The following is a 21,466-nucleotide window of genomic DNA, read 5'->3' on the forward strand; positions in this document are numbered from 1 at the left end:
CAATTCACATGCAGCACGGATTTTATTTCGATCATACGCTGTGCGTGAAGTGTCACGCCTGCGAGATCGCCTGCAAGACCTGGAACGAGGTGGAGATCGGGCCGCGCTGGCGCGAGGTGGTCAAGCTCGAGTCGGGCAGCTTCCCCGACGTCAAGGCGATGAACGTCTCGATGGCCTGCATGCATTGCGGTGACGCACCCTGCCGCAACGCCTGCCCGGTCGGCGCCATCACCAAGCGCGTCGACGACGGCATCGTGGTCGTGGATCAGAACAAGTGCATCGGCTGCGGCTTCTGCACCTGGGCCTGCCCCTTCAATGCTCCGCAGCTTACCGCCATGGCCGGAAAGATGCAGAAATGCAATTTCTGCCAGACTCCCGGCCTCGAGCGCCCGCTCGACATGCCGAGGGCCTGCGAGGAGGTTTGCCCGACCGGCGCCATCCAGTCCGGCTCCATGGCGGAACTCGCAAGGAAGAACCGCGAAAAGGTGGCGGTCAAGCTCGGGCAGGGTATGCAGGGCTTCCCCGGCGTGGTCGTGGACGGTCACAATCGTTTCACGCCGGCCGAATAATTCGGGTGCGAGCCCGGCGGCCGACGTTCCCGGCTGCCGGCGCGGCACCATGCGAAGGCCGATACGGGTTCCGGCGCGACCATGCCGCCGGGACCCGATTTTCAGTATTGCCGGAGCCCCATCGGACGCCTGTTCCCATCGTCCGCTTTCGGTCGGCCACACATCGCCGAACTCTGTTTCGTTTTTTCGTCCCCTCCCCACGAATTGACGCAAAGCCCCACCCATTGCGGCCGTTTACTTGCCCTCGATTGCTCGATAACATTGGAGTTATGGAGAAGCCCGCCCTCATAGCGATGTTCGGAGCGCTCGCGCAGGAAACCCGCGTCGACATCATGCGCTATCTGGTCGAATGCGGGACCGGTGGCGTCCCCGCTGGCGCGATCGGCGAGCATCTCGGCGTGGCGTCGCAGACCCTCGCCTTCCACCTCAATTGCCTTGCCAACGCCGGGCTGGTGAGCCGCCATCGCAAGGGGAGAAACGTGATCTATACGGCCGACATCGGTCGTCTCAACGACATAGTATGCTACATGCTTGAGAATTGCTGCAGCCGTCAGGGAGTGGACTGCGTTCCGGCTGCCAGCAATGCGGCGCTGCGCCGCAAGATCTCGAAACGGGCAGGAGGATGCTCATGACAACGATAGCGGTTTACGATCCCCCGATGTGCTGCTCGAGCGGCGTTTGCGGCCCCGATGCCGACGCCTCCCTCGTGCAGTTCGCGGCCAATCTCGAGGCCGCGAGCCGCAACGGCGTGACCGTCAAGCGCTTCAACCTCGGCCACGAGCCCGCCGCGTTCGCGACCAGCCAGGTGGTGCGCCCACTTCTCGAGCGCGAAGGCATGGAATGCCTGCCGATCGTGCTGATCGACGACGTCGTCGTCTCGAAGGGCGCTTATCCGAGCGGCGACGAAATGGCGCGGCGCCTCGGGACTTCCAGCAAGCCGGCCGCGGCCAGCACCGGTTGCTGCGGCGCTTCGTCGAGCAAGCAGTCGTCCTGCTGCTCGTGATCTCGATCGCATCGGCGATCAGGACAGTTGACCGGCGAGTGGTCCGGTGTCGGCGCTTCGCCCGACGGCGGTGCGCGAAAGGGGCGGAAGGGAGCGGTCATTTCGCCCCCTTTCGCCGACCGGTCCGCCGGCTCCTCGCGTGCCGGCCAGGATCGGGGTTGTCGCGTGGCGCCGCCCAGCCGATGCGCCGTGCACGGAATGGCGAATTGCTCGTGCCACCAAAACATGCGTTCCCCCGGTCCTGCGGGTGACCAGTCAGGAGGTTGGAAGGGTAGGATGGGAATTCTCGATCGGCCGACCACGTATCTCTTCTTCACCGGCAAGGGCGGCGTCGGGAAAACCTCTGCTTCATGCGCAACCGCCGTCGCCCTGGCCGCGCGCGGTGCCAAAGTTCTCCTCGTCAGCACCGACCCGGCCTCCAACGTCGACGAGGTTCTGGGCCAAGAGATTCCCGGTACGCCCTTCGAGATCCCCGAAGTGCCCGGTCTCTTTGCCCTCAATATCGATCCCGAATCGGCTGCCCGCGAATACCGCGAGCGGGTCGTCGGCCCCTATCGGGGCGTGCTGCCGGAGGCGATCGTCGCCAGCATCGAGGAACAACTCTCCGGCGCCTGCACGGTCGAGATAGCGGCCTTCGACGAATTCGCCCGCCTGATCGGAACGCCGGACCTGACGGCCCGCTTCGACCACGTCGTCTTCGACACCGCTCCGACCGGTCACACCCTGCGCCTCCTCTCCCTGCCCGCCGCCTGGACCGGTTTCATGGACGCCTCCAAGGCCGGCACCTCCTGCCTCGGCCCCCTCCAGGGTCTGGTCGCCCAAAAGCAGCTCTACGAGCGCGCCGTGGCCGCCCTCTCCGATGCCGCCCGCACGACCCTCGTCCTGGTCAGCAGGCCGGCTCGCGCCCCCCTAGAGGAGGCCGCCCGGGCCAGCCGGGAACTCGCCGCCATCGGCATCCGCAACCAGAAACTCGTCGTCAATGCGGTCTTCACCGCGAGCACCCGTGACGATCCGATAGCGATCGCCCTCGAGAGCGAGGGGCGCGCGGCCCTCGATGCGATGCCGGCAGAGCTCGCCGACCTCGATCGCACGACGGTTCCATTGAAGCCGCGCCAGTTGATCGGTCTCGACGCGCTGCGCGGTTTCTTCGATCGTCCCTCGGGGCGCTCCACCGCTTCGCAGCAGGCCCCCGGCGCGGAACTCGACGTCGCCTCCCTTCCTCACGCCGCTTCCTGGAGTGACCTCGTCGACGGCATCGCCGCGGACGGTCACGGGATCGTCCTGACCATGGGCAAGGGCGGCGTCGGCAAGACCACCATGGCGCGCCGTATCGCCGCCGACCTCGCCGCCCGCGGCCATGCCGTCCACCTCTCGACGACCGACCCGGCAGGCTCAGAATTGGCGGTCTCGCCCGAGGTCGCCGACCGCATTTCGGTCGGCCGCATCGATCCCTCCGCCGAGGTCGCGCGATACCGTGAGGAGGTGATGGCGACGACGGGCAAGGATCTCGATGCCGACGCCCGCGCGCTCCTCGAGGAGGACTTGGCCTCCCCTTGCACCGAGGAGATCGCCGTCTTCCAGGCCTTCGCGGCAACCGTTGCCCGGGCCCGCGACGGCTTCGTCGTGCTCGACACGGCACCGACCGGCCACACCATCCTTCTGCTCGACGCGGCACAATCCTTCAGCCGCGAATACGCGCGCCAGTCCAAGCGCTCCGAGGAGGCCGTCGCCGAACTGCTTCCGCGCCTGCGCGATCCCGCTTACACGCGCGTGATTCTCTGCACACTCGCCGAGGCCACTCCCGTGCACGAGGCCGCGGCCCTCCAGGCCGACCTTCGGCGCGCCGGGATCGAACCCTTCGCCTGGGCCGTCAACCAGTGCCTCTCCGGATTGCCGTTGCGGGACCCGCTGCTCGTCGCCCGCCGCAATCAGGAAGAAATTTACCTCCGCGAGATCGACAGGAAGCATGCCACGCGGTTCTCGATGTTCCCGCTGGCCCTGACCGGAGTGGAAGGAACAAAAATGGGTGTGTCGCGCGCCGCGGACGATCGGGTTTCGGCTGCGTGACTCCGAGACACGGGGGCTATGCGTTTGCCGCAATGGATCGGAGGGCAAAATACGTTGGCAGAGGAGTGATTTGAGTTAGAGTGCCGCAACCTCGGCGCGGACCCGGCCAGGAACCGGGAGGGCCGCTGCGGACACGGCATGCATACGACGACCGGCAGGGCGAGTAGCGTACGCCCTCGGGTTCGACTTATTGGGACCATGGCATTGATGCCAGCGGACCGCGGAAACCAATCCGCAGAAGATCCGCGGCACGAATATCGGGAGGTTAACTGTGCTCGGACAACAGATCCTGAGCGGCCTTGCGACGGGCAGTCTCTATGCCCTCACCGCGATAGCCGTGGTCGTCGTCTTCCGCAATACGCGAACCATAAACCTTGCCCAGGGCGACTTCGCCATGATCGGCGCCTTCCTCGGGGTCGTCTTCCTCAAGGATTGGGGGCTCAACTATTACGCCACCATCGCGCTCGTGGTCGCCTGCTGCATGTTGCTCGGCATCATCGTCGAGCGGTTCGTCATGCGCCCGATCGCGGATTCCGACTGGCTGACGCTCTTTACCGCCACGCTCGGCGTCTACTACATCCTGCACGGTCTCGCGGGCTGGATCTGGGGCCGTGACACCAAGGCATTTCCGGTCACCTTCGATCCGACGCCCGTCGACATCATGGGCGCGGTCATCAGCAAGGGGCACCTCTTCAACGTCGCCTGGGCCCTCGCCATCGGCATCGCCATCTATATTTTCCTCAAGCACACGCGCCAGGGCATCGCCATGCGCGCCGTGACGGACGATCCGGACACCGCCCAGCTGATGGGCATTCCGGTTCGCCGCATCGTCATGCTCACCTGGGCCCTCGCCGGCCTCCTGGCGGGCTTCGTCGGCGTCCTCATCGCCCCGATCCTCTATGTCTCTCCGCAGATGATGGACGACGTCCTGGTGAAGGGCTATGTCGCCGCGGTTTTCGGTGGCCTCTATTCGATCCCCGGCGCGGTTCTCGGCGCCCTCATGATCGGCGTCGCCGAGAACCTGGCGGGCGGTTATCTCGGTTCGCACTTCAAGACCGCGACCGCCTTCGCGATGATCGTCGTGCTGCTCGCCTTCCGCCCGCAAGGCCTCATCGGCATCCAGAAGAGGCGCGAGATATGAGCGAGGTCTTGCCAGTCGTCACATCGCCGGTGCCGCATGCGCGCGGCACCGGGGGCTCCAGGGGTTCCACCATGGCCGCTAGCTTCGGTTCGGCAGGCCGGCACGCCAGCATCGGGGGATGGCAATGTTGAAGACCACGACCGGCGCGGCCGACGGCGAAAGGCTCGCGCCCGCCGCCCGCCGCCAGGCCGTCAAGCGGCTCCAGGCGACGTTTCGGCGACACGATCTGTTGCTCTACATGGCCTTCTTCGCCATTTGCATCATCGTGCCGATGCTCCCCTTCTTCAAAGGCTGGATGGCATCGCAGGCGAGCCTCGTGATCATCTACATCGTGGCCGCGATCGGCATCTCGATCCTGACCGGCTACACGGGGCTGGTCTCGGTCGGTCACGGCGGATTCCTCGCCGTCGGCGCCTACACCTCCGCCTTGCTGACGAAGTATTTCGCCGTCGACCTCGCCGTCGGTCTCGTTGCCGGCGCGATCATGTCGGCCTTCATCGGCTTCCTGCTCGGCGCGATTTTTCTCCGCCTATCCGGCGCCTTCATGGCGATCGGCACGCTGGGCTTTGCTTTCTTCGTCGGCACAGTCGTCAACAACGTGCCGATCTTCGAGGGCCGCGACGGCATCTCCCTCAGCGCCAATTACTTCTTCGGCTCAAAGATCGGCGATTTCGGCTTCTACTACGTGTCCCTCGGCGTGCTGGCGCTGACGACGCTATTCACCTATGCGATCGTCAACAGCGGTGTTGGCCGCGCTTTCATGGCCCTTCGGGATTCCGAGAAGGCGGCCGAGGCGAGCGGCGTCAACCGTGTCAACTACCGCATCATCGCCTTCACGATCAGCGCCGCGATCACCGGCCTTGCGGGCGTGCTCAATGCCCACATCGTCAATTATATCTCCGCCGAGGTCTACGGTGACATCTGGTACTCGGTCGACATCCTCGTGGCCGCGATCGTCGGCGGCTCGGCGATGCTTGCCGGTCCCTACATTGGTGGCATCTTCGTGGTGATGGTTCCCTTCTTCTTCGAGACCCTCGCCGATTTCTCCTCCATCCTGAAAGGCGTCGTGCTGATCCTCGTTCTCATGTTCGCCCCGGCGGGCGTCGCCGAACTGCTCGGCCGCCCGCTCCGCCGCTATCGTGAACGCCAGGTGATGGAGGCGGCCGGAAAATCCTTCAGCAAGGCTCCCAGTGCGGGCGCCGGCACCACCAGTGAGGCCGCACGATGACCGAGCCGATCCTCAGCTGCCGCAACGTCACGGTCAATTTCGGCGGCGTCAAAGCCTGCAACGAGATCAGCCTCGAGGTTCCCGAGGGCAAGATCATCGGGCTCATCGGCCCGAACGGCGCCGGCAAGACCACACTTTTCAACGTGCTGACGCGGTTTCAGCAGCAGAGCAGCGGCGACGTCTTCATGCGCGGCAGGAACGTCAACCGCAAACGGCCGCACGACATGATCAGCCTGGGCATGGCCCGCACCTTCCAGAACATCAACCTGTTCAAGGCGCAGACGACGCTGGACAACATTCTGATCGGGTCGCACGTCCATATCGGCAACCCGCTCGCTTCCATGTTCTGGCTCGGCAACAGCCGCAAGAAGGAGGCCGAACTGCACGCCCGTGCCGAGGAACTCGCTGTCATGTTCCACCTGACGAGCGAACTCGACAGCCCCGTCGGCACGCTGCCCTATGGCTTCCAGAAGCGCGTCGAACTGGCTCGCGCGCTCGCCCCGCGTCCCGAGCTTCTCCTCCTCGACGAACCTGTTGCGGGCTGCAACGACGAGGAGACCGAGGAAATCCAGGAGACGGTGCGGAGCATCAACCGCGAGCATGGCATTACCGTCCTCCTCGTCGAGCACGACATGTCGATGGTGATGAGCATCTGCGATTACATCTACGTGATCAATTTCGGATCGAATCTCGCCGAGGGCACCCCCGCCGAGATCCGCTCGAACCCGGACGTGATCACCGCCTATCTCGGTCAGGAGGACGACTGATGGCATTGCTCCGGATCGAGAACGTCCATGCCGGCTACGGACCGGTCAAGGCACTGCGCGGCATCTCCCTCGACGTGGCGGAAGGCTCCATCGTCACGCTGCTCGGCGCCAACGGTGCGGGAAAATCGACGACGCTGAAGACCATCTCGGGCGTCGTGCGCCCGACGAGCGGCGACATCAAGCTGGATGGCAAGTCCATCGTCGGCCTCTCGCCGAACGAGGTCGTCAACCGCGGCATCGTGCAGGTGCCCGAGGGACGCAAGGTTTTCAAGGACCTGACCGTCTACGAAAACCTCCTCATGGGAAGCTACGCCCGCTCCGATCGCGCCGGCATCGCGAGCGACTTCGAGCGCATCTACGAGCTTTTTCCACGCCTCAAGGAGCGATCGTCCCAACTCGGTGGCTCTCTGTCTGGAGGCGAACAGCAGATGCTCGCCATCGGCCGCGGCCTGATGGCGCGCCCGCGCATCCTGCTTCTCGACGAGCCTTCGCTCGGACTGGCGCCAATCATCGTCGCCAACATCTTCGAGACGCTTCGCAACCTCAATGCCGAGACCCGCATGACGATGCTGATCGTCGAGCAGAACATGCGGATTGCCTTGAAGTCGGCAAGCTTTGGATATGTCATGCAGGTTGGCAACATCGTGCTGTCCGGCGAGGCCGAGATGTTGCGCAACAGCAAGGAGACTTTCGACTCGTACCTCGGCACAGCCCATTGAGGTCGCGGGACGGGACGAAAGCGTGGGGGCCGAAACGGCCCATTCACCAGTGGGAGGAAAAGAATGAGATACTTGCGACTTTCGGTCCTGGCGGCGGCGGCCGCGCTCGCCCCCGCGAGCGTCGCGCTCGCCGAGAATGCGCCGGGCGTGACCGACGATTCGATCCTCGCCTGCTCGTACCAGCCGATGACCGGCAAGGTGTCCAGCTACTTCCGCATGGGCAAGGGCGCCGAGGCCTGGTTCCGCCACATCAACGAGCAGGGCGGCATCAATGGTCGTCTCATCGATTTCCGCATGGTCGACGACCGCTACGAGCCGGCCCGCACGACCTCCATCGTGAAGCGCTTCGTCGAGCGTGACGAGTGCTTCGCCATCGTCGCCCCGCTCGGCTCGGCCCCGACCTCGGCCGTCATCGACTACATCGCCGAGCAGAAGATCCCCCTCATCGGTGCCGGCACCGGTGCGGCCAAGAACCTCGAGATCCAGAGCCCCTACGTCTTCCCGCTCTATCCGAGCTACTTCACCGAAGGTCAGCAGCTGGTTCGCTTCGCCAAGGAAGTCTTCAAGGCCAAGAAGGTCGCGCTGCTCTACCAGAACGATCCGTCCGGCAAGACCCACCTCGACGGCATCAACTCCGTCCTGGCCGAGCATGGCATCGAGCTGGTCGCCGCCGAGGGCTACGAGCCCAAGGAGGTCGACGTTTCCTCCCAGGTGATCAAGATGCAGGCCTCCGGCGCCGAAGCCGTGATCTGCTCGTGCGCACCTGAGCCGGCCGCCAAGTTCTACACCGAGCGCAAGAAGCTCGGCTGGAACGTGCCGGTCGTGAACGTGTTCTTCGGCAAGAGCCCGAAGGTGCCGGAACTGGCCGGTGACGACGCCGTCGAGGGCGTTTATTTCGCGACCATCTTCCGCGACTTCGATTCGCCCGCGCCGCAGATCCAGCAGGCCAAGGAAATCCTGCTCAAGTACTACCCGGCCGAGACCCCGGACGCGATCCACCTCTGGGGCTTCGCAGGTGCCCAGGTCTTCACCGAGGCCATCAAGCGCATGAGCGAGTCGAACACGCCCATCACCCGCGAGAACCTCATCAAGACGCTCGAGGGTATCGACGACTGGACCGGCAGTGTCGTGCCGAACGTGACGATCGGCGAAGGCAACGCGCCTGAGCACTTCATCGTCAAGGACATGTCCTGGGTGGTCTACAAGGGTGGCAAGTTCGAGGAATTCGCCCCCTGGTGAGCCGCTGTCGGAGCGCGGGTGGGCGGGCACGAGCCTGGCCACCCGCGCCACCGGCACGAACGACGAGCGATGGCGCCGGCTGGCCCTTTCGACCTCGGCACGCATGGCCCAGAAAGCCGCGTTCCGGATCGGGCCGCCGGCGCAATGCGTAACGTGACGCTGGGATGGAGGCGCACGCCATTGCCGCAGGGTTTCGAGGGGGCTTCGCTCCGATCGCACCAGGCCGGCAGTGGACCCGCCCCCCCGAAAGCCAAGGCCATGGCCGACCGGTGAGGCATCGCCGCTCTCCATGGCCGTGCCGCCCGACGTGCAACGAGGTTGGAGCCCCGCTGCCCTTACCAACACGCGACGAGGGCTATGCCCTATTTGCATGCAGCAAAAGGACCATGGCCGTCGACGTGATGAGATCGAACGATTAATCTGACTGCAATCGGCAAATGCTCGGGCCCGTCCCTGCTGTCCGCGACCTGAGCCCGGTCACAAATCTGGAGAAGCGACATGGCTGCAATCGTCGGCAAGGCGATTTCCCCCCAGCGCAAGCGCGTCATCGATGCGATGCACCTGGTGGAGCCGGACAAGGTACCGGTCGGGTTGTGGGGCACCGTCGAGGGCTATCAGGCGCTGCGCCGTGGCCTCGGCATGCCCTACAACGAGGATCCGAGGAACTACCGCACGGGTTCGACGACCTGGACCACGGACGTCGCCTTCGAACTCGATCTCGCCGAAAAGCTCGACGTCGATTTCGTCCGCATCTCGATGGGCCCTCCCGGCGGCTCGCCGGGGTTCCGGCCGATCGCGTTTTCCGAAGTGCCATTCGACATGGGCATTCCGGAGCCGGAGTCGGGCGTCGAGATCAACGTCGACGAGTGGGGCGTGATCCGCAAGTGGACCCCGCACGAGCGTGGCGGCTACTATGAGATGATCGGCTATCCGTTGTTCCATGCGACGAGCGCGCCGCTCGAGGAAGGCCTCAAGGAACTCGCCGCGTTCCCCTGGCCCGACCATCGTGATCCCTCGTGCTGGAACGACTCTCCGATCCCGGGCATGACGCTGCGCGAATACTGCCGCTTCGTTCGTGACGAGACGCCGTTCGCCCTCATGGGCCAGGGCGGGCGTGGCGGCCTCTTCGAACAGGCCAAGTACATGGTCGGCTACGCCAAGATCTTTTCGGACTTCATCGAGAGCCCGGAATTCCTCGAGGCGCTGCTGACCAAGCTGACGGACCTCGAGATCGAGGCCAACAAGGCCTTCCTCGACCAGTGCGGCGAATACATCGACTGGCTGCGAATGAGCCCGGAAGACCTCGCCAGCGAGAAAACGGCTTTCGTCTCTCTGCCGATGTTCGAGAAGCAGCTCCTGCCGCACTACATGCGCGCCATCTCCGAGACCAAGAAGTACTACCTGCAGAAGAACCCCAAGGGGAAAATCCAGTTCCACAGCTGCGGCGCGATCTCCGAGCCCTATATGCGCCACCTGATCTCCTGCGGCGTGGATGGCTACGACAGCCTTCCGCCCAAGGTGGCCCGCCACTCGGGTCCCGCCGCCAAGAAGCGCATCCTCGGCAAGGAGATGTTCTTCTATGGCGGCATCGACGTGCAGGAGACCCTGCCCTGGGGCAGCGTCGAGGACGTTCGCAACGAAGTGCGCGCCCGCATCTGGGAGATCGCGCGCGGCGGCGGCTATCTGCTCAGCTCGTCCCACCGTCTCGAGCACGACGTTCCGGTCGAGAACACCCTCGCGATGATCGAGGAGTGCCGTGAGTACGGCGTCTATCCGTTGCCCGAGCAGGCCCCTCCCGGCGCCGACACGGGCGAGGGATACGAACCCTGGGACGCAAAGCCCAAGCGGGTCAGAGCGGCGGCGCGCTGAGCGCCGCCTCCACCCGGTAGCGAGATCGAGTCCAGACCTGGATCGAGAATTCGAGCAAGGAGCACTTCCGCATGCCCATCAACATCGATACGGACAAGGAATACGATATCGAAGATCTTCAGTTCGATATCGACGAGTCCAGGGCGACCGACCGCTGGGGCGACGCACCGGCGAACGTAAAAGAGATCTTCCACCAGCTCGAGTGGAACATCATCGAAGGCGGCCACACCGAAACCGTCAACTTCATCAACTCGCTCCTCGAGTGCGACGTGTCGGCCCGCACGCTGATCGCCGGTCCGATGGCCTCGGGCATCGCGGAAGTCGGCCGTCGCTTCAAGATGGACGAGTACTTCCTGCCCGAGGTGATGATGTCGGCGAAGTGCATGCACGCCGCCCTCGGACGCCTGAAGCCTCTAATCATCGCCGAAAAGTCGGCCGACCTCGGCACCGTCGTGGTTGGCACGGTCCAGGGCGACCTGCACGACATCGGCAAGAAGATCGTCGCCATGATGATGGAGGCCGCCGGCTTCACGGTGATCGACCTCGGCGTGACGGTGCCGCCGGAGGACTTCATCGCCGCGATCCGCGAGCACAAGCCCAAGATCGTCGGCTTCTCGGCGCTGCTGACCACCACCATGAACATGCAATGGGAGACGCTGAAGCGCATCAAGGCCGAGGGCCTGCGCGAGGACGTCAAGGTCTTCGTCGGCGGCGCACCGATCAGCCAGAACTGGGCCGACAAGATCGGCGCCGACGCCTACGCGGTCGATGCGCTGGTTGCGGTCGAGAAGGCCAAGGCCGTGATTTCGGTCTATCACAATATGAAGGGTGGCGACCCGGTGCTGCACGAGGCGATGATCGAGATCGACCGCGTGCGCGAGCAGGCCAAAGCCGACGCCATGGCCTGACGGACCAAACACCTCCGGGGGCTCGGCGGTTCGGCTGCTGTCCCCCGGGGACGAATGCCAGGATGGCTGCGGACATCGAACGAGAGCACATCTCCAAAACGATGAACTGATGGGAGAACACCATGGCGATGAGTGCCGATCGCGCGGCGACGGAACGCGATTCGACGGGGCACCTCTATGCCATCGTGGCATTCGCGCTTCTCGCCGGCGGCCTCGCCGGCATCATCGGTGACGCCGTCGGCTACGGCCTCTTTCTCATCGCCACTCTGATCCTGCTCGCCGCGGTCGTCATGATGGGCCTCTACTTCATGACCCGCGCCTTCGATGGCCCCTCGCTTCGGGAGGCTTATACCAACGCCTTCCAGGCCGGCGGCTGGTGCTACGTCTTCGCCGTCTCCGCCCTTGCCGGGCACTATACGCACGAAGCGATCCTCGGCCGCCTCGACTGGCACTGGATCGTCTTCGGGCCCGCCATCCTGGCAGCGATCGTCTACCTCGACGTCAACCTCTACCGGATCATCTACAAGCGCAACGAGCCGACCCTCCAGCGCTACGGCCACGTGATGGAGCGCCGAAACCTCCAGCCGGAGGCGATGCGCGCGACCTTCATCGAGGAGGTCGTGGTGCACAAATCCCTCTTCAAGGTCAGCCCCTTCCGCTGGGTTCGCCATCAGCTCATCCTCTGGGGCTTCGGCCTCATGTTCGCCGTCGAGATCGTTGCGGTCGTTTTCCGGGAAGCTTGGCCGGCGTTCGGTTTCGCCGACGTCTGGCGCACGCCCGGCCACCCGCTGCGCGCCGCCTTCGACTTCGCCTACGACCTCACCGGCCTCATGGTTCTGATCGGTTGCATCCTGGCGCTCATCTTCCGCGTCATGGTGAACGGAAAGCCAGAGCAGAAATTCACCGACACGCCGACCGCTCTCTTCCTCTTCGTCGTGGTTCTGACCGGCTTCGTGCTCGAGGGGGTCCGCATCAATTCCGAGATGGCGATCTACTCGCAGGCCGAGTTCGTCGGCGAGGCCTTCGCGGTCGGCCTCGCCGCGATCGGACTGGGCTCGCTCTCTGCGGGCGCCCATTCGGCACTCTGGTATTTCCATGTCCTGCTCTCGTGTGCCTTCATCGCCTACGTTCCCGTCTGGCGCCTCATTCATTCCTGCGCGACGCCACTCGGGCGGATGGTGAATTCCCAGAAGACGATGCTCGCCATGAAGAAGCAGACGGCGCTGCGGGGCCTCATGCAGGGACAAGCCAGGGGGGCCATCATGACGCCCTCGACCACTGATTTCCCGAAAGCGCCGGGGCGCGATTAAGCCACGGCCAAGCAAGTGCAGACTCCGACGAGGCCGAGTTCGGTTCGCGAAATCGGCCCGCACGCCGAACAAAGTCGGCCGGGGGAGAGCAGCCGGGATGTGACACGAGCGTGACGGGATGTTATAGGCCCGTTGAAACGGAATGTGACCACCAGCTTCGAGCGAGGGAGCAAGCTGATGAACAGCCACAATCCTGAGATGGACAAGTCCGCGACCAAGGGCCTGCGCCCGGGCGACGGCAGCGGCGCCGTCAAATCCTACAATGCCAAGCGCAACCCCTTCGGCGGCTACATCACGGACAGCGCCAGCGGCGTCGACGTTTTCGTGCACAAGTCCGCCGTCGAAGCAGCCGGCATGGCCAAGCTCGAGGCCGGCCAGCAATTGAGCTACCGGATCGTCGAGGACGGCTTCGGCGGCTTCAAGGCGGTCGAACTGAAGTCCGCCTGAGCCTCGAGCGTCCGCGCGGGGGGCGATCGACGCGCGAACGAGCGAACTGCGGAACGGCGGTGCCACCATATCGAAGGGGGCCCGTCATGGGGGAGTATCGGCGGGGGACCCGGTGCAACGCCGTGTCTCCCGTACGTGATTCATGACGCCTCGACAGGTGGATCGACACTGCGATGAAGTGGACCAGACTGCAGACGTTCCTGATCGTCGCCCAGGAAGGCAGCTTCTCTAAGGCGAGCCGCCGGCTGGGCCTCAGCCAGTCGGCCATCAGCCGGCAGGTCACGGTGCTCGAGGAGGAACTCAAGTGCCAGGTCTTCAACCGCCACTGGAGCGGCCTCGTGCTGACGGAGGCCGGCGAGGAACTCTATTCCACCACGACCGAGATGGCCCGCGAGCTGGACCTCAGCATCGCGAAGATCAACGAGCAGAAGTCCCTGCCGGAGGGGCCCCTGAAGGTCAGCACGACGGTTGCTTTCGGTTCGGCCTGGCTGACGCCGCGGATCAACGACTTCCAGCGCCAGCACCCCCGGATCGCGCTTTCGCTGCACCTTGCCGACAACAACTACCTCGACCTTTCCATGCGTGATGCGGACTGCGCGATCCGCTTCACCCGCCAGACCGAGCACAGCCTCGTGCAGACGCCGCTCGGTTTCGTGCGCTACCGCATTTATGCCTCCCGCGAGTACCTCGAGCGCGCCGCCCCCCTCGAGCGCATCGAGGACCTCGACAACCACGCCCTCATCGTCTACGGCGATTATGCTCCCCAGCCGATCGGGGAAATGAACTGGCTGCTCAGCGTCGGCCGCATCGCGATCGACCCACGCCCGGCATCCCTCACGATCAATTCGGTCTACGGTATTTTCCGCGCCGCAGAAGCGGGCCTCGGCGTCGCCGCGCTGCCCTACTATCTGGCCTCGCGCTCCGACATGCTCGTCGAGGTCCTGCCCGGCCAGCTCGGCCCGGCCTTCGAGGTCCTCTTCGTTTATCCCGAGGAATTGCGCCAGTCCCGACGCATCAGGGTTTTCCTCGACTTCCTGCGCGCCCAGGCCGACGACGACATTGCCGCTGGGCATCTCTCGAAACGGCTGTGAGTTCTCCCTGACGGGCGCGCGCCCGGCGGCTGTCCCTCGTCTTCGGCGAAAACCACCGGGCCTGGCCGCAGGTAACGGAGCGACCCATCCGTCCATTCCCCCTCGACCAACGCCACACCGCCCCCCGGGACCGCCACCCGAGCAAAAATCGGTGGGGGCCATGCGATTCCAAGGCGTTGGGATTTCGTATAGTTGAGCTAGGCAATCGGGATTTGACGACGTGAAGAAACATGAGGGGGTCATGGCTCAGAACCAGGGCACGACGGTGCAAGCCGTTTTCATGCCGTCCGGACGGCGCGGGGAATTCGCGAGCGGCACGACGGTGCTGCAGGCCGCCCGCAAGCTGGGGGTCGATCTCGATTCTGTCTGTGGCGGGCGCGCCGTCTGCGGGCGCTGCCAAGTGTCCGTCAGCGACGGCGAGTTCGCCAAGTTGCGCATTTCCTCGCGCCAGGACAGCCTGACCCCGCCGAGCCCGACCGAGGAGCGCTACGCCCGCATCAAGGGCCTCGACGACAAGCGCCGCCTCGGCTGCCAAGCATGCCTCGTGGCCGATGTCGTCATCGACGTTCCCGAGGACAGTCAGATGCACCGCCAGATGGTGCGCAAATCGGCGAGCGAAATCCGCGATCTCGTGATCGACCCCGTCGTTCGCCTCTACTATCTCGAACTCGACCGCCCGAGCCTGGCCGACCAGGCGAGCGACCTCGACCGTCTGCTGCGCCAGCTCGAGACCAGCTGGGGCCTGCGGGACCTCACCATCGACCACGCGTTCCTGCAGGGCCTCTCCAGCTCGGCGCGCTCGGGCGAGACCTACGGCGGCGACTGGAAGGTAACGGTCGCAGTGCGCGGCGGGCGCGAACTCATCGCCATCTGGCCCGGTTACAAGGAGCGTGCCTACGGCTTTGCGATCGACGTCGGCACGACCACGGTGGCTGGCCACCTGTGCGCCCTCGACACCGGCGAGGTGCTGGCGAGCGCCGGCATCATGAACCCGCAGATCCGCTTCGGCGAGGATCTGATGAGCCGCATCTCGTACCTCCAGCAGAACGAGAACGCGGCCCCCGAGCTCACATCCGCCATCCAGCAGGCCCTCGCCCAGCTCGTGCGCCACGTCGCCACCGAGGCCGGTATCGCGACCGACAAGATCGTCGAGGCCACCATCGTCGGCAACCCGACCATGCACCACCTCGTCATCGGTCTCGACCCCACGCAGCTCGGCATGGAGCCGTTCCCCCTCATCACCGACCGGGGCATGTCGGTCAAAAGTCGGGACATCGGCCTTGGCATCAACCCGGGTGCCTATGCCTACATGCTGCCCTGCGTCGCGGGGCACGTCGGCGCGGATACCGCCGGCGTCATTCTCGCCCAGGCGCCCCACCGCAGCGAAGAGACGATGCTGGTGATAGATGTCGGCACCAATGCCGAGATCGTGCTCGGTAACAGCAAGCGCCTCCTGGCCTGCTCCAGTCCGACGGGCCCGGCCTTCGAGGGGGCGCAGATCTCCAGCGGTCAACGCGCGTCGCCCGGCGCCATCGAGCGCGTGCGCATCGATCCCGAGACGCTCGAGCCGCGCATCAGGGTGATCGGCTGCGAACTCTGGTCGAACGAGGAAGGCTTTGCCGAGGGCGTCAAGGACACCGGCGTCACCGGCATCTGCGGCTCCGGCATCATCGAGGCCATCGCCGAGTTGTATCTGGCCGGCATCATCGACGAGAGCGGACGCATGCAGGCGCGCGGCCGCGACGTGAGCGCACACCCCAATTTCGTGCCCAAGGGGCGCAACTACGAGTATGTGCTCTTCGAGAACGAGGATCGCGTCATCAAGGTCCAGCCGGGCGACGTGCGGGCCATCCAGCTGGCCAAGGCGGCCTGCTATTCGGGCGTCAAGTTGCTGATGGAGCACATGGGCCTCGAGCATGTCGACCGCATCTACCTGGCCGGCGCCTTCGGCTCCTACATCGACGTGAAATACGCTATGGTGCTCGGCATGCTGCCGGATTGCGACCTCGCACGGGTTGCATCGGCCGGCAACGCGGCCGGCACGGGCGCCCGCATCGCGCTGCTCTCGAAGAGCGCGCGCGAGGAACTCGAGGGTGTGGTCCGCAAGGTCGAGAAGATCGAGACGGCCATCGAGCCGCGCTTCCAGGAGTTTTTCGTGGCGGCCATGAAGATCCCGCACGAGAGCGACCCCTTCGAGAACCTCTCGAAGGTGGTGAGCCTGCCGAGACCAGGGGCTGGCAATGGCCGCTGACGAGCCTCGAGGAACCGGCACCGAAGCCACCGGGGCCGCCACGCCGGAGCCCGAACGTCGGCCGGGTGCCGTGGCACGGGCGCCGGATGGCCGGCGCCTGCCGGTGTCGCCCCAGGTCGGGCCCTATGTCGTCCGCGTCGAGGAGGGCAAAACCTATCTCTGGTGCTCGTGCGGCCTCTCGCGGACCCAGCCCTATTGCGACGGCTCGCACGCCGGCACTGGCTTCGAACCGGTGCCTTTCGAAGCCTTCATGGACGCCGAGTTCCACCTCTGTGGCTGCAAGCGCTCCGACAACAAGCCATACTGCTTCGGCAATTGCCGTGGCCACCACCGCAGACTGAGCGAGCGATGAGCGACCATCCCCATTGCGTCTATCACGTGATCATACGCCACAACCTGGTCGTGGCGATCGAAGCGGTGCCGATCGCTCCCGGGGCGCGGCGCGAGGACGATCCCCTCGCCGTGACCAGCCGGCTCGCCGCCAATCATCAGGCCAACGGCTGCCTCGATGGCACTTACGAGTTGGCCGACGTCGAGGCGGCCCGCCACTTCGCGCGCCTCAGCCTCGATTTCGCGGCCCGCATGATCGAAAAGACCGGCGAGCGGTTGGACGCGGCGCGCATCACCGGTGTCGGCTGGACCAACCCGTTCCTCGGCGAATGCGCCCAGGGGCGCACGGGCGGTCCGGCGTCCTGATCGGACCGATGCAAAAGGTGACTGCGACTGGCATCTGAACGAGGAAGCGCATCGCGGGAGTTCCCGCACGGCGTCGTCGTCAGCCATCCACCTCGGACGCCTGTCGTCCGGGCACCGCGGCATCATCGTCGCTGTCGCACCAGACCCCGTAGAAACCGGAGCGCGAAAGCTTCGGCTTCATTGCGCAGCTCTCCATGAGCGTCACCGGGATCGACATGCCCTCGAACGCCTTGAACAGCTCCCGCTGCTGCTCGAGTGGCCAGGAGATCGTGCGCGCGCCGATCTTGTAGCTGTAGCCCGGCCCCATCCGCATGCCGATCCGACAACCCTCGGCAGCCAATTCGGTGCGCAGGTGCTTACTGAACAGGCGCGTGACCGCCTCGACCGCGAGCCAGCCGTACGATTCCAGAAAGAGCGCCTCGATCAACTCGAAATTGTCGATGTGCCCGCGAACCATTTCATCGAGCCGATCGCCGGTCGTCAGCACGAAGGCGAGCCCCTCGTCGCAGCCCGCGCAATAGCGCCGGAAGGCTTCGCTCGCGAACGTGATGCCGCCCTCGAGCCTCAGACCGTCCCCGTCGAGCTCTTCGACCGCGAGGCGGCGATAATGGATCTCGGCATCCAGCAGGCCGCGGGCGCGAGCCACCTGCTGGCGGGCGGCATCGACGACATCGGGGCGCACCTTCTCGAGATCCCGGTAGCCGTGCACGCGCAGCACCTGCTCGGGCCGGATCGTTATCGCGGGCGGCACGAACGTGCCCATGCGCGGGGCGCCAAGCTTGGATGGTTTGGTCATCTGCGAAAGCGTCCTCGGGCAATCGGGAACGGCTGGCCCGGCGTAGTCGTCGCAACGCCAGCCCGTCGGCCGAGTAAACTAGCCCCGTCGCCGGCAACGACCAATGGCCTTGCATCGAAGGGGGGGCATTGGCAATTGCAGGCCCTTCGGAAAGACCACCACCGCGATCGCCCGCCCACATCGGCCGTGATATCGCCAGGCAACCGTCCTCGCACCCCCCGCATCGGAGTTCACGAATGGTCACCGTCACCGCCATCTATGCCAGCCTGCTGGCCATTCTCGGCATCTGGCTTGCCCGCAACGTCATCGCCCAGCGCCGCATCCTCCACGTCGCCATCGGCGATGGTGGCGACGACAAATTGCGCCGCCTCATGCGCGTGCAGGCGAATTTCTCGGAATACGCACCGCTCGGGCTGATCCTCATCGGTTTTGCCGAGATGGGCGGCGCTCCACTGGTCCTGGTCCATCTCCTGGGGGCCATGCTCCTGGTCGGCCGCATCCTGCACGCGAACGGTGTCTCGCGCACGAAGGAGCCGCTCTCGTTGCGCGTGGCCGGCATGATCCTGACGTTCCTGTCCATCGGCGGGGCGGCCGCGACCAACCTCACGCTTTCGGGTATGCGACTGGCGGGCTATCTCTGAGCCGCATCCACATTCGGCATGGCCCGGTCGATGAGAGCCTTCTCGGCGCCGGCCGGCAGATCGCTCGAATAGGTGCGCCGGAAAGCCGCGGCGAGGCGGCTCGCCGCGAACGCCTCCGCCACGAAGCCCGGCGCACCGGCCGCCAGGATGGTCCCCGCCGCCAGAACCGCGAGGCTTTCGACGAACGCCCGCGCCGCGCTCTCGATCTCGCGCGGGCGGTGCACGTAGTGCTCGACGCGTTCGAGCCCCTTGGCCAGGAGCGGTTCGGCGCGGGCCGCCTCCGAGAGCAGTTCGATGACGATTTGCGCCGCCTCCGGCTCCTTCTGGAGCACGCGCAGCACGTCGAGGCACATGATGTTGCCCGAGCCCTCCCAGATCGAATTGACCGGCGCCTCGCGATAGAGCCGCGCGAGTTCGTCGTCCTCGACGTAGCCGTTGCCACCGAGACACTCCATCGCCTCCGCGACGAGGCCTGGCGCCACCTTGCACACCCAATACTTCGTCACCGGCGTCATGAGCCTGCGCCAAGCCTGCTCGGCTGGATCGTCCGGCCGGTCGAAGGCGTGCGCGAGCCGGAAGGTGAGGGCGGTCGCCGCCTCGACGTCCAGTGCCATGTCGGCGAGCACGCGCGCCATGAGCGGCTGCTCGACCAGTCGTCGGCCGAACGCTGCGCGGTGACCGGCATGCAACAGCGCCCGTGACAGCGCCGCCCGCATCAAACCTGTCGAGCCCGAAATGCAATCGAGTCGGGTCAGCGTCACCATTTCCATGATGGTCGCGATGCCCCGCCCCGGCTCACCGACGCCATAGCCCTCGGCCTCCTCATAGATCACCTCGGCGGTCGCGTTGGAGCGGTTGCCGAGCTTGTCCTTGAGACGTTGGAATCGGAACCCGTTGAGCCGCCCGTCCTCGCGCCGGCGCGGCACCAGGAACGTGCCGAGTCCCGTCTCCGTCTGGGCGAGCACGACGTGGGCGTCGGCCATCGGCGCGGAAACGAACCACTTCTCGCCGCTGATCGCATAGCGCCGCTTTCCACCCCCGGTCCCGAGTGCGACGGCGCGCGCCCGGTTTCGCCTGACGTCACTGCCGCCCTGGCGCTCCGTCAACGCCATGCCGAGGGTGATCGAAGCCTTGGCCCCGACCGGCTTGTCGGCCCGGTCGTAGGTGCGCCGCATGAGTTGCGGCGCCAGTTCGCCCATGAGGTTCGGCTCTTGGCGCAAGGTCGCGATGCCAGCATTCGTCATCGTGATCGGGCAGTAGTGGCCGGCCTCCACCTGGCAGACCAGGACCGCCCCCGCCGCGCGCGCCACGTTGGCCCCATTGCGCCCGGGAACGACGGGTTCGGCCCCGGCACCACCAGCGACCCAGGAGCCGCAGTGCAACCCCGCAGCAAAGCTCTGCGCCATGAACCCATGGTAGCTCGGATGGAATTCGACCCGGTCGACGCGTTCGCCCTTGGCATCGTGGGTCACGAGTTCGGGCGGATGGCGGTTGGCGAGCCGCCCCGCCTCCAGGGTCTCGCGCGCCCCGAGGCTGGCGCCGAGCCCGGTGAGTTCACCGAGACGATGCTCCGCGCCCTCCCGCGCCACCGCCTCCTTCAGCGCCCGATCGCTTTCGAAGAGGTTGATGCCCGCGTAGATCGGGCTCTGGTTGTGCTCGTTCTCGCCCATGGCGATCGGATCTCCTCAACAGGGGGAGCAGTTCGCCAGCCGCCTGACCGCTTGCCGCGCGCCCACGATCGGCCTAAGAGACCGACTTTGATGAGCACCGCGAACACCGCCACCGAAATCGGCTACCCCCATCGTCACCTGCTGACGACCGAGGGTCTTACCCGTGATGATATCACGATGCTCCTGGAATTGGCCGACGCGGCGGCGCGCCAGGGCCGACTGATCGACAAGAAGACCAACGAGCTTCGCGGCCGCACGCAGATCAACCTCTTCTTCGAGAGTTCGACGCGCACCCAGAGTTCCTTCGAACTCGCGGGCAAGCGGCTCGGCGCCGATGTGATGAATATGTCGATCGGCTCCTCTTCCATCAACAAGGGCGAGACGCTTCTCGACACTGCCGCAACGCTCAACGCCATGCGCCCCGACATCCTGGTCGTGCGCCACCATGCCGCCGGCGCCGTCGAGTTGCTCGCCCAGAAGGTCGGCTGCTCCGTCATCAACGCTGGCGACGGTGCCCACCAGCACCCCACCCAGGCCTTGCTGGACGCCCACACCATCCGCCGCAACAAGGACCGTTTGGAGGGGCTCAGGGTGGCGATCTGCGGCGACATCCGTCACTCCCGCGTCGCCCGCTCGAACATCGCCCTGCTCCTCACCATGGGCGCGCAGGTTCACCTTGTCGCCCCCTCCACCCTCTTGCCCGACGGGCTCGAGCGCCCCGGCCTCCGAGTGTTCACGAGCATGCGCGAAGGGCTCGCGGGCGCCGACGTCGTCATGATGCTGCGCCTCCAGCGCGAGCGCATGGCCGGCGCCTTCGTGCCCAGCACGCGTGAATACTTCCACTTCTTCGGCCTCGACCGCGAAAAGCTCTCCTGGGCCAAGCCGGACGCGCTCATCATGCACCCTGGTCCGATGAACCGTGGCGTCGAGATCGCATCGACCGTCGCCGATCACCCGCGCAGCGTCATCCAGGAACAGGTCGAGATGGGCGTCGCCGTACGCATGGCCGTGCTGCGGGCGTTGGCCCGTCACCTGCCGAACGATTGATTGGACT

General features: G+C 65.6%; 21 protein-coding genes. 19 read left to right on the forward strand and 2 right to left on the reverse strand.

Annotated features, from left to right (window positions below; translation table 11 throughout):
• Positions 1-2: 2 nt before the first annotated feature.
• The 17 genes from GC150_05685 to GC150_05765 all read left to right on the forward strand — a co-directional run bounded on the left by GC150_05685 (position 3) and on the right by GC150_05765 (position 17,305).
• A complete protein-coding gene (locus tag GC150_05685; GenBank protein MBI1384382.1) occupies positions 3-569 on the forward strand; it encodes a 4Fe-4S dicluster domain-containing protein in 567 nt (188 codons plus the stop codon).
• 269 nt (positions 570-838) lie between these two features.
• Positions 839-1,201: a metalloregulator ArsR/SmtB family transcription factor gene (locus tag GC150_05690; GenBank protein ID MBI1384383.1), complete on the forward strand. Its 363-nt coding sequence runs from the start codon at positions 839-841 to the stop codon at positions 1,199-1,201.
• Positions 1,198-1,572, forward strand: a complete 375-nt coding sequence (gene arsD / locus GC150_05695) for an arsenite efflux transporter metallochaperone ArsD (protein ID MBI1384384.1) — start codon at positions 1,198-1,200, stop codon at positions 1,570-1,572. The genes GC150_05690 and arsD overlap by 4 nt, the downstream gene beginning before the upstream one ends.
• A 276-nt stretch (positions 1,573-1,848) precedes the next feature.
• On the forward strand, positions 1,849-3,639 hold the full coding sequence (gene arsA, locus GC150_05700; protein MBI1384385.1) for an arsenical pump-driving ATPase: 1,791 nt from the start codon (positions 1,849-1,851) through the stop codon (positions 3,637-3,639).
• A gap of 241 nt (positions 3,640-3,880) precedes the next feature.
• Entirely contained in the window at positions 3,881-4,780 is a 900-nt protein-coding gene (locus tag GC150_05705; GenBank protein MBI1384386.1) for a branched-chain amino acid ABC transporter permease, read from the forward strand.
• Positions 4,781-4,898: 118 nt separating this feature from the next.
• A complete protein-coding gene (locus GC150_05710) occupies positions 4,899-6,008 on the forward strand; it encodes a hypothetical protein (GenBank protein MBI1384387.1) in 1,110 nt (369 codons plus the stop codon).
• Positions 6,005-6,775 carry an ATP-binding cassette domain-containing protein gene (locus GC150_05715; GenBank protein ID MBI1384388.1) on the forward strand — a complete coding sequence of 257 codons (771 nt, stop codon included), beginning with the start codon at positions 6,005-6,007 and terminating at the stop codon, positions 6,773-6,775. Before GC150_05710 ends, GC150_05715 begins: the two co-directional genes overlap by 4 nt.
• A complete protein-coding gene (locus tag GC150_05720; GenBank protein ID MBI1384389.1) occupies positions 6,775-7,494 on the forward strand; it encodes an ATP-binding cassette domain-containing protein in 720 nt (239 codons plus the stop codon). The genes GC150_05715 and GC150_05720 overlap by 1 nt, the downstream gene beginning before the upstream one ends.
• 63 nt (positions 7,495-7,557) lie before the next feature.
• Positions 7,558-8,733 carry an ABC transporter substrate-binding protein gene (locus tag GC150_05725; protein MBI1384390.1) on the forward strand — a complete coding sequence of 392 codons (1,176 nt, stop codon included), beginning with the start codon at positions 7,558-7,560 and terminating at the stop codon, positions 8,731-8,733.
• A 498-nt stretch (positions 8,734-9,231) separates the two neighbouring features.
• A complete protein-coding gene (locus GC150_05730) occupies positions 9,232-10,602 on the forward strand; it encodes a hypothetical protein (protein ID MBI1384391.1) in 1,371 nt (456 codons plus the stop codon).
• Between the two features lie 71 nt (positions 10,603-10,673).
• Complete coding sequence (locus tag GC150_05735) at positions 10,674-11,510, forward strand: cobalamin-binding protein (GenBank protein MBI1384392.1); 837 nt, start codon at positions 10,674-10,676, stop codon at positions 11,508-11,510.
• Positions 11,511-11,632: 122 nt separating this feature from the next.
• Positions 11,633-12,820 carry a hypothetical protein gene (locus tag GC150_05740; protein MBI1384393.1) on the forward strand — a complete coding sequence of 396 codons (1,188 nt, stop codon included), beginning with the start codon at positions 11,633-11,635 and terminating at the stop codon, positions 12,818-12,820.
• A gap of 198 nt (positions 12,821-13,018) precedes the next feature.
• A complete protein-coding gene (locus GC150_05745) occupies positions 13,019-13,267 on the forward strand; it encodes a cold-shock protein (GenBank protein MBI1384394.1) in 249 nt (82 codons plus the stop codon).
• A gap of 173 nt (positions 13,268-13,440) precedes the next feature.
• The gene (locus tag GC150_05750; GenBank protein MBI1384395.1) at positions 13,441-14,358 is read left to right on the forward strand and encodes a LysR family transcriptional regulator; all 918 of its coding nucleotides are present in this window, start codon (positions 13,441-13,443) and stop codon (positions 14,356-14,358) included.
• 241 nt (positions 14,359-14,599) lie between these two features.
• Positions 14,600-16,609 (forward strand): DUF4445 domain-containing protein, encoded by a 2,010-nt coding sequence (locus tag GC150_05755; GenBank protein ID MBI1384396.1) that lies wholly within the window; start codon positions 14,600-14,602, stop codon positions 16,607-16,609.
• The gene (locus GC150_05760; protein ID MBI1384397.1) at positions 16,599-16,961 is read left to right on the forward strand and encodes a hypothetical protein; all 363 of its coding nucleotides are present in this window, start codon (positions 16,599-16,601) and stop codon (positions 16,959-16,961) included. Before GC150_05755 ends, GC150_05760 begins: the two co-directional genes overlap by 11 nt.
• On the forward strand, positions 16,958-17,305 hold the full coding sequence (locus GC150_05765; protein ID MBI1384398.1) for a hypothetical protein: 348 nt from the start codon (positions 16,958-16,960) through the stop codon (positions 17,303-17,305). Before GC150_05760 ends, GC150_05765 begins: the two co-directional genes overlap by 4 nt.
• A 79-nt stretch (positions 17,306-17,384) precedes the next feature.
• On the opposite strand, the gene GC150_05770 is transcribed toward GC150_05765, so the two are convergent.
• Complete coding sequence (locus GC150_05770) at positions 17,385-18,101, reverse strand: hypothetical protein (protein ID MBI1384399.1); 717 nt, start codon at positions 18,099-18,101, stop codon at positions 17,385-17,387.
• A gap of 236 nt (positions 18,102-18,337) precedes the next feature.
• Here GC150_05770 and GC150_05775 point away from each other — a divergent pair, with 236 nt between their 5' ends.
• Positions 18,338-18,742, forward strand: coding sequence for a glutathione metabolism protein (locus GC150_05775; protein MBI1384400.1), 405 nt, complete (start codon positions 18,338-18,340; stop codon positions 18,740-18,742).
• Here the strand turns inward: GC150_05775 and GC150_05780 are convergent.
• Positions 18,733-20,412 (reverse strand): DNA alkylation response protein, encoded by a 1,680-nt coding sequence (locus tag GC150_05780; protein MBI1384401.1) that lies wholly within the window; start codon positions 20,410-20,412, stop codon positions 18,733-18,735. The two genes, GC150_05775 and GC150_05780, sit on opposite strands and share 10 nt — an antisense overlap.
• Positions 20,413-20,502: 90 nt before the next feature.
• On the opposite strand from GC150_05780, the gene GC150_05785 reads away from it, so the two are divergent.
• Complete coding sequence (locus tag GC150_05785; GenBank protein MBI1384402.1) at positions 20,503-21,459, forward strand: aspartate carbamoyltransferase catalytic subunit; 957 nt, start codon at positions 20,503-20,505, stop codon at positions 21,457-21,459.
• Positions 21,460-21,466 lie beyond the last annotated feature (7 nt).

Source organism: Hyphomicrobiales bacterium (assembly GCA_016125495.1).
Classification (GTDB): domain Bacteria; phylum Pseudomonadota; class Alphaproteobacteria; order Rhizobiales; family RI-29; genus RI-29.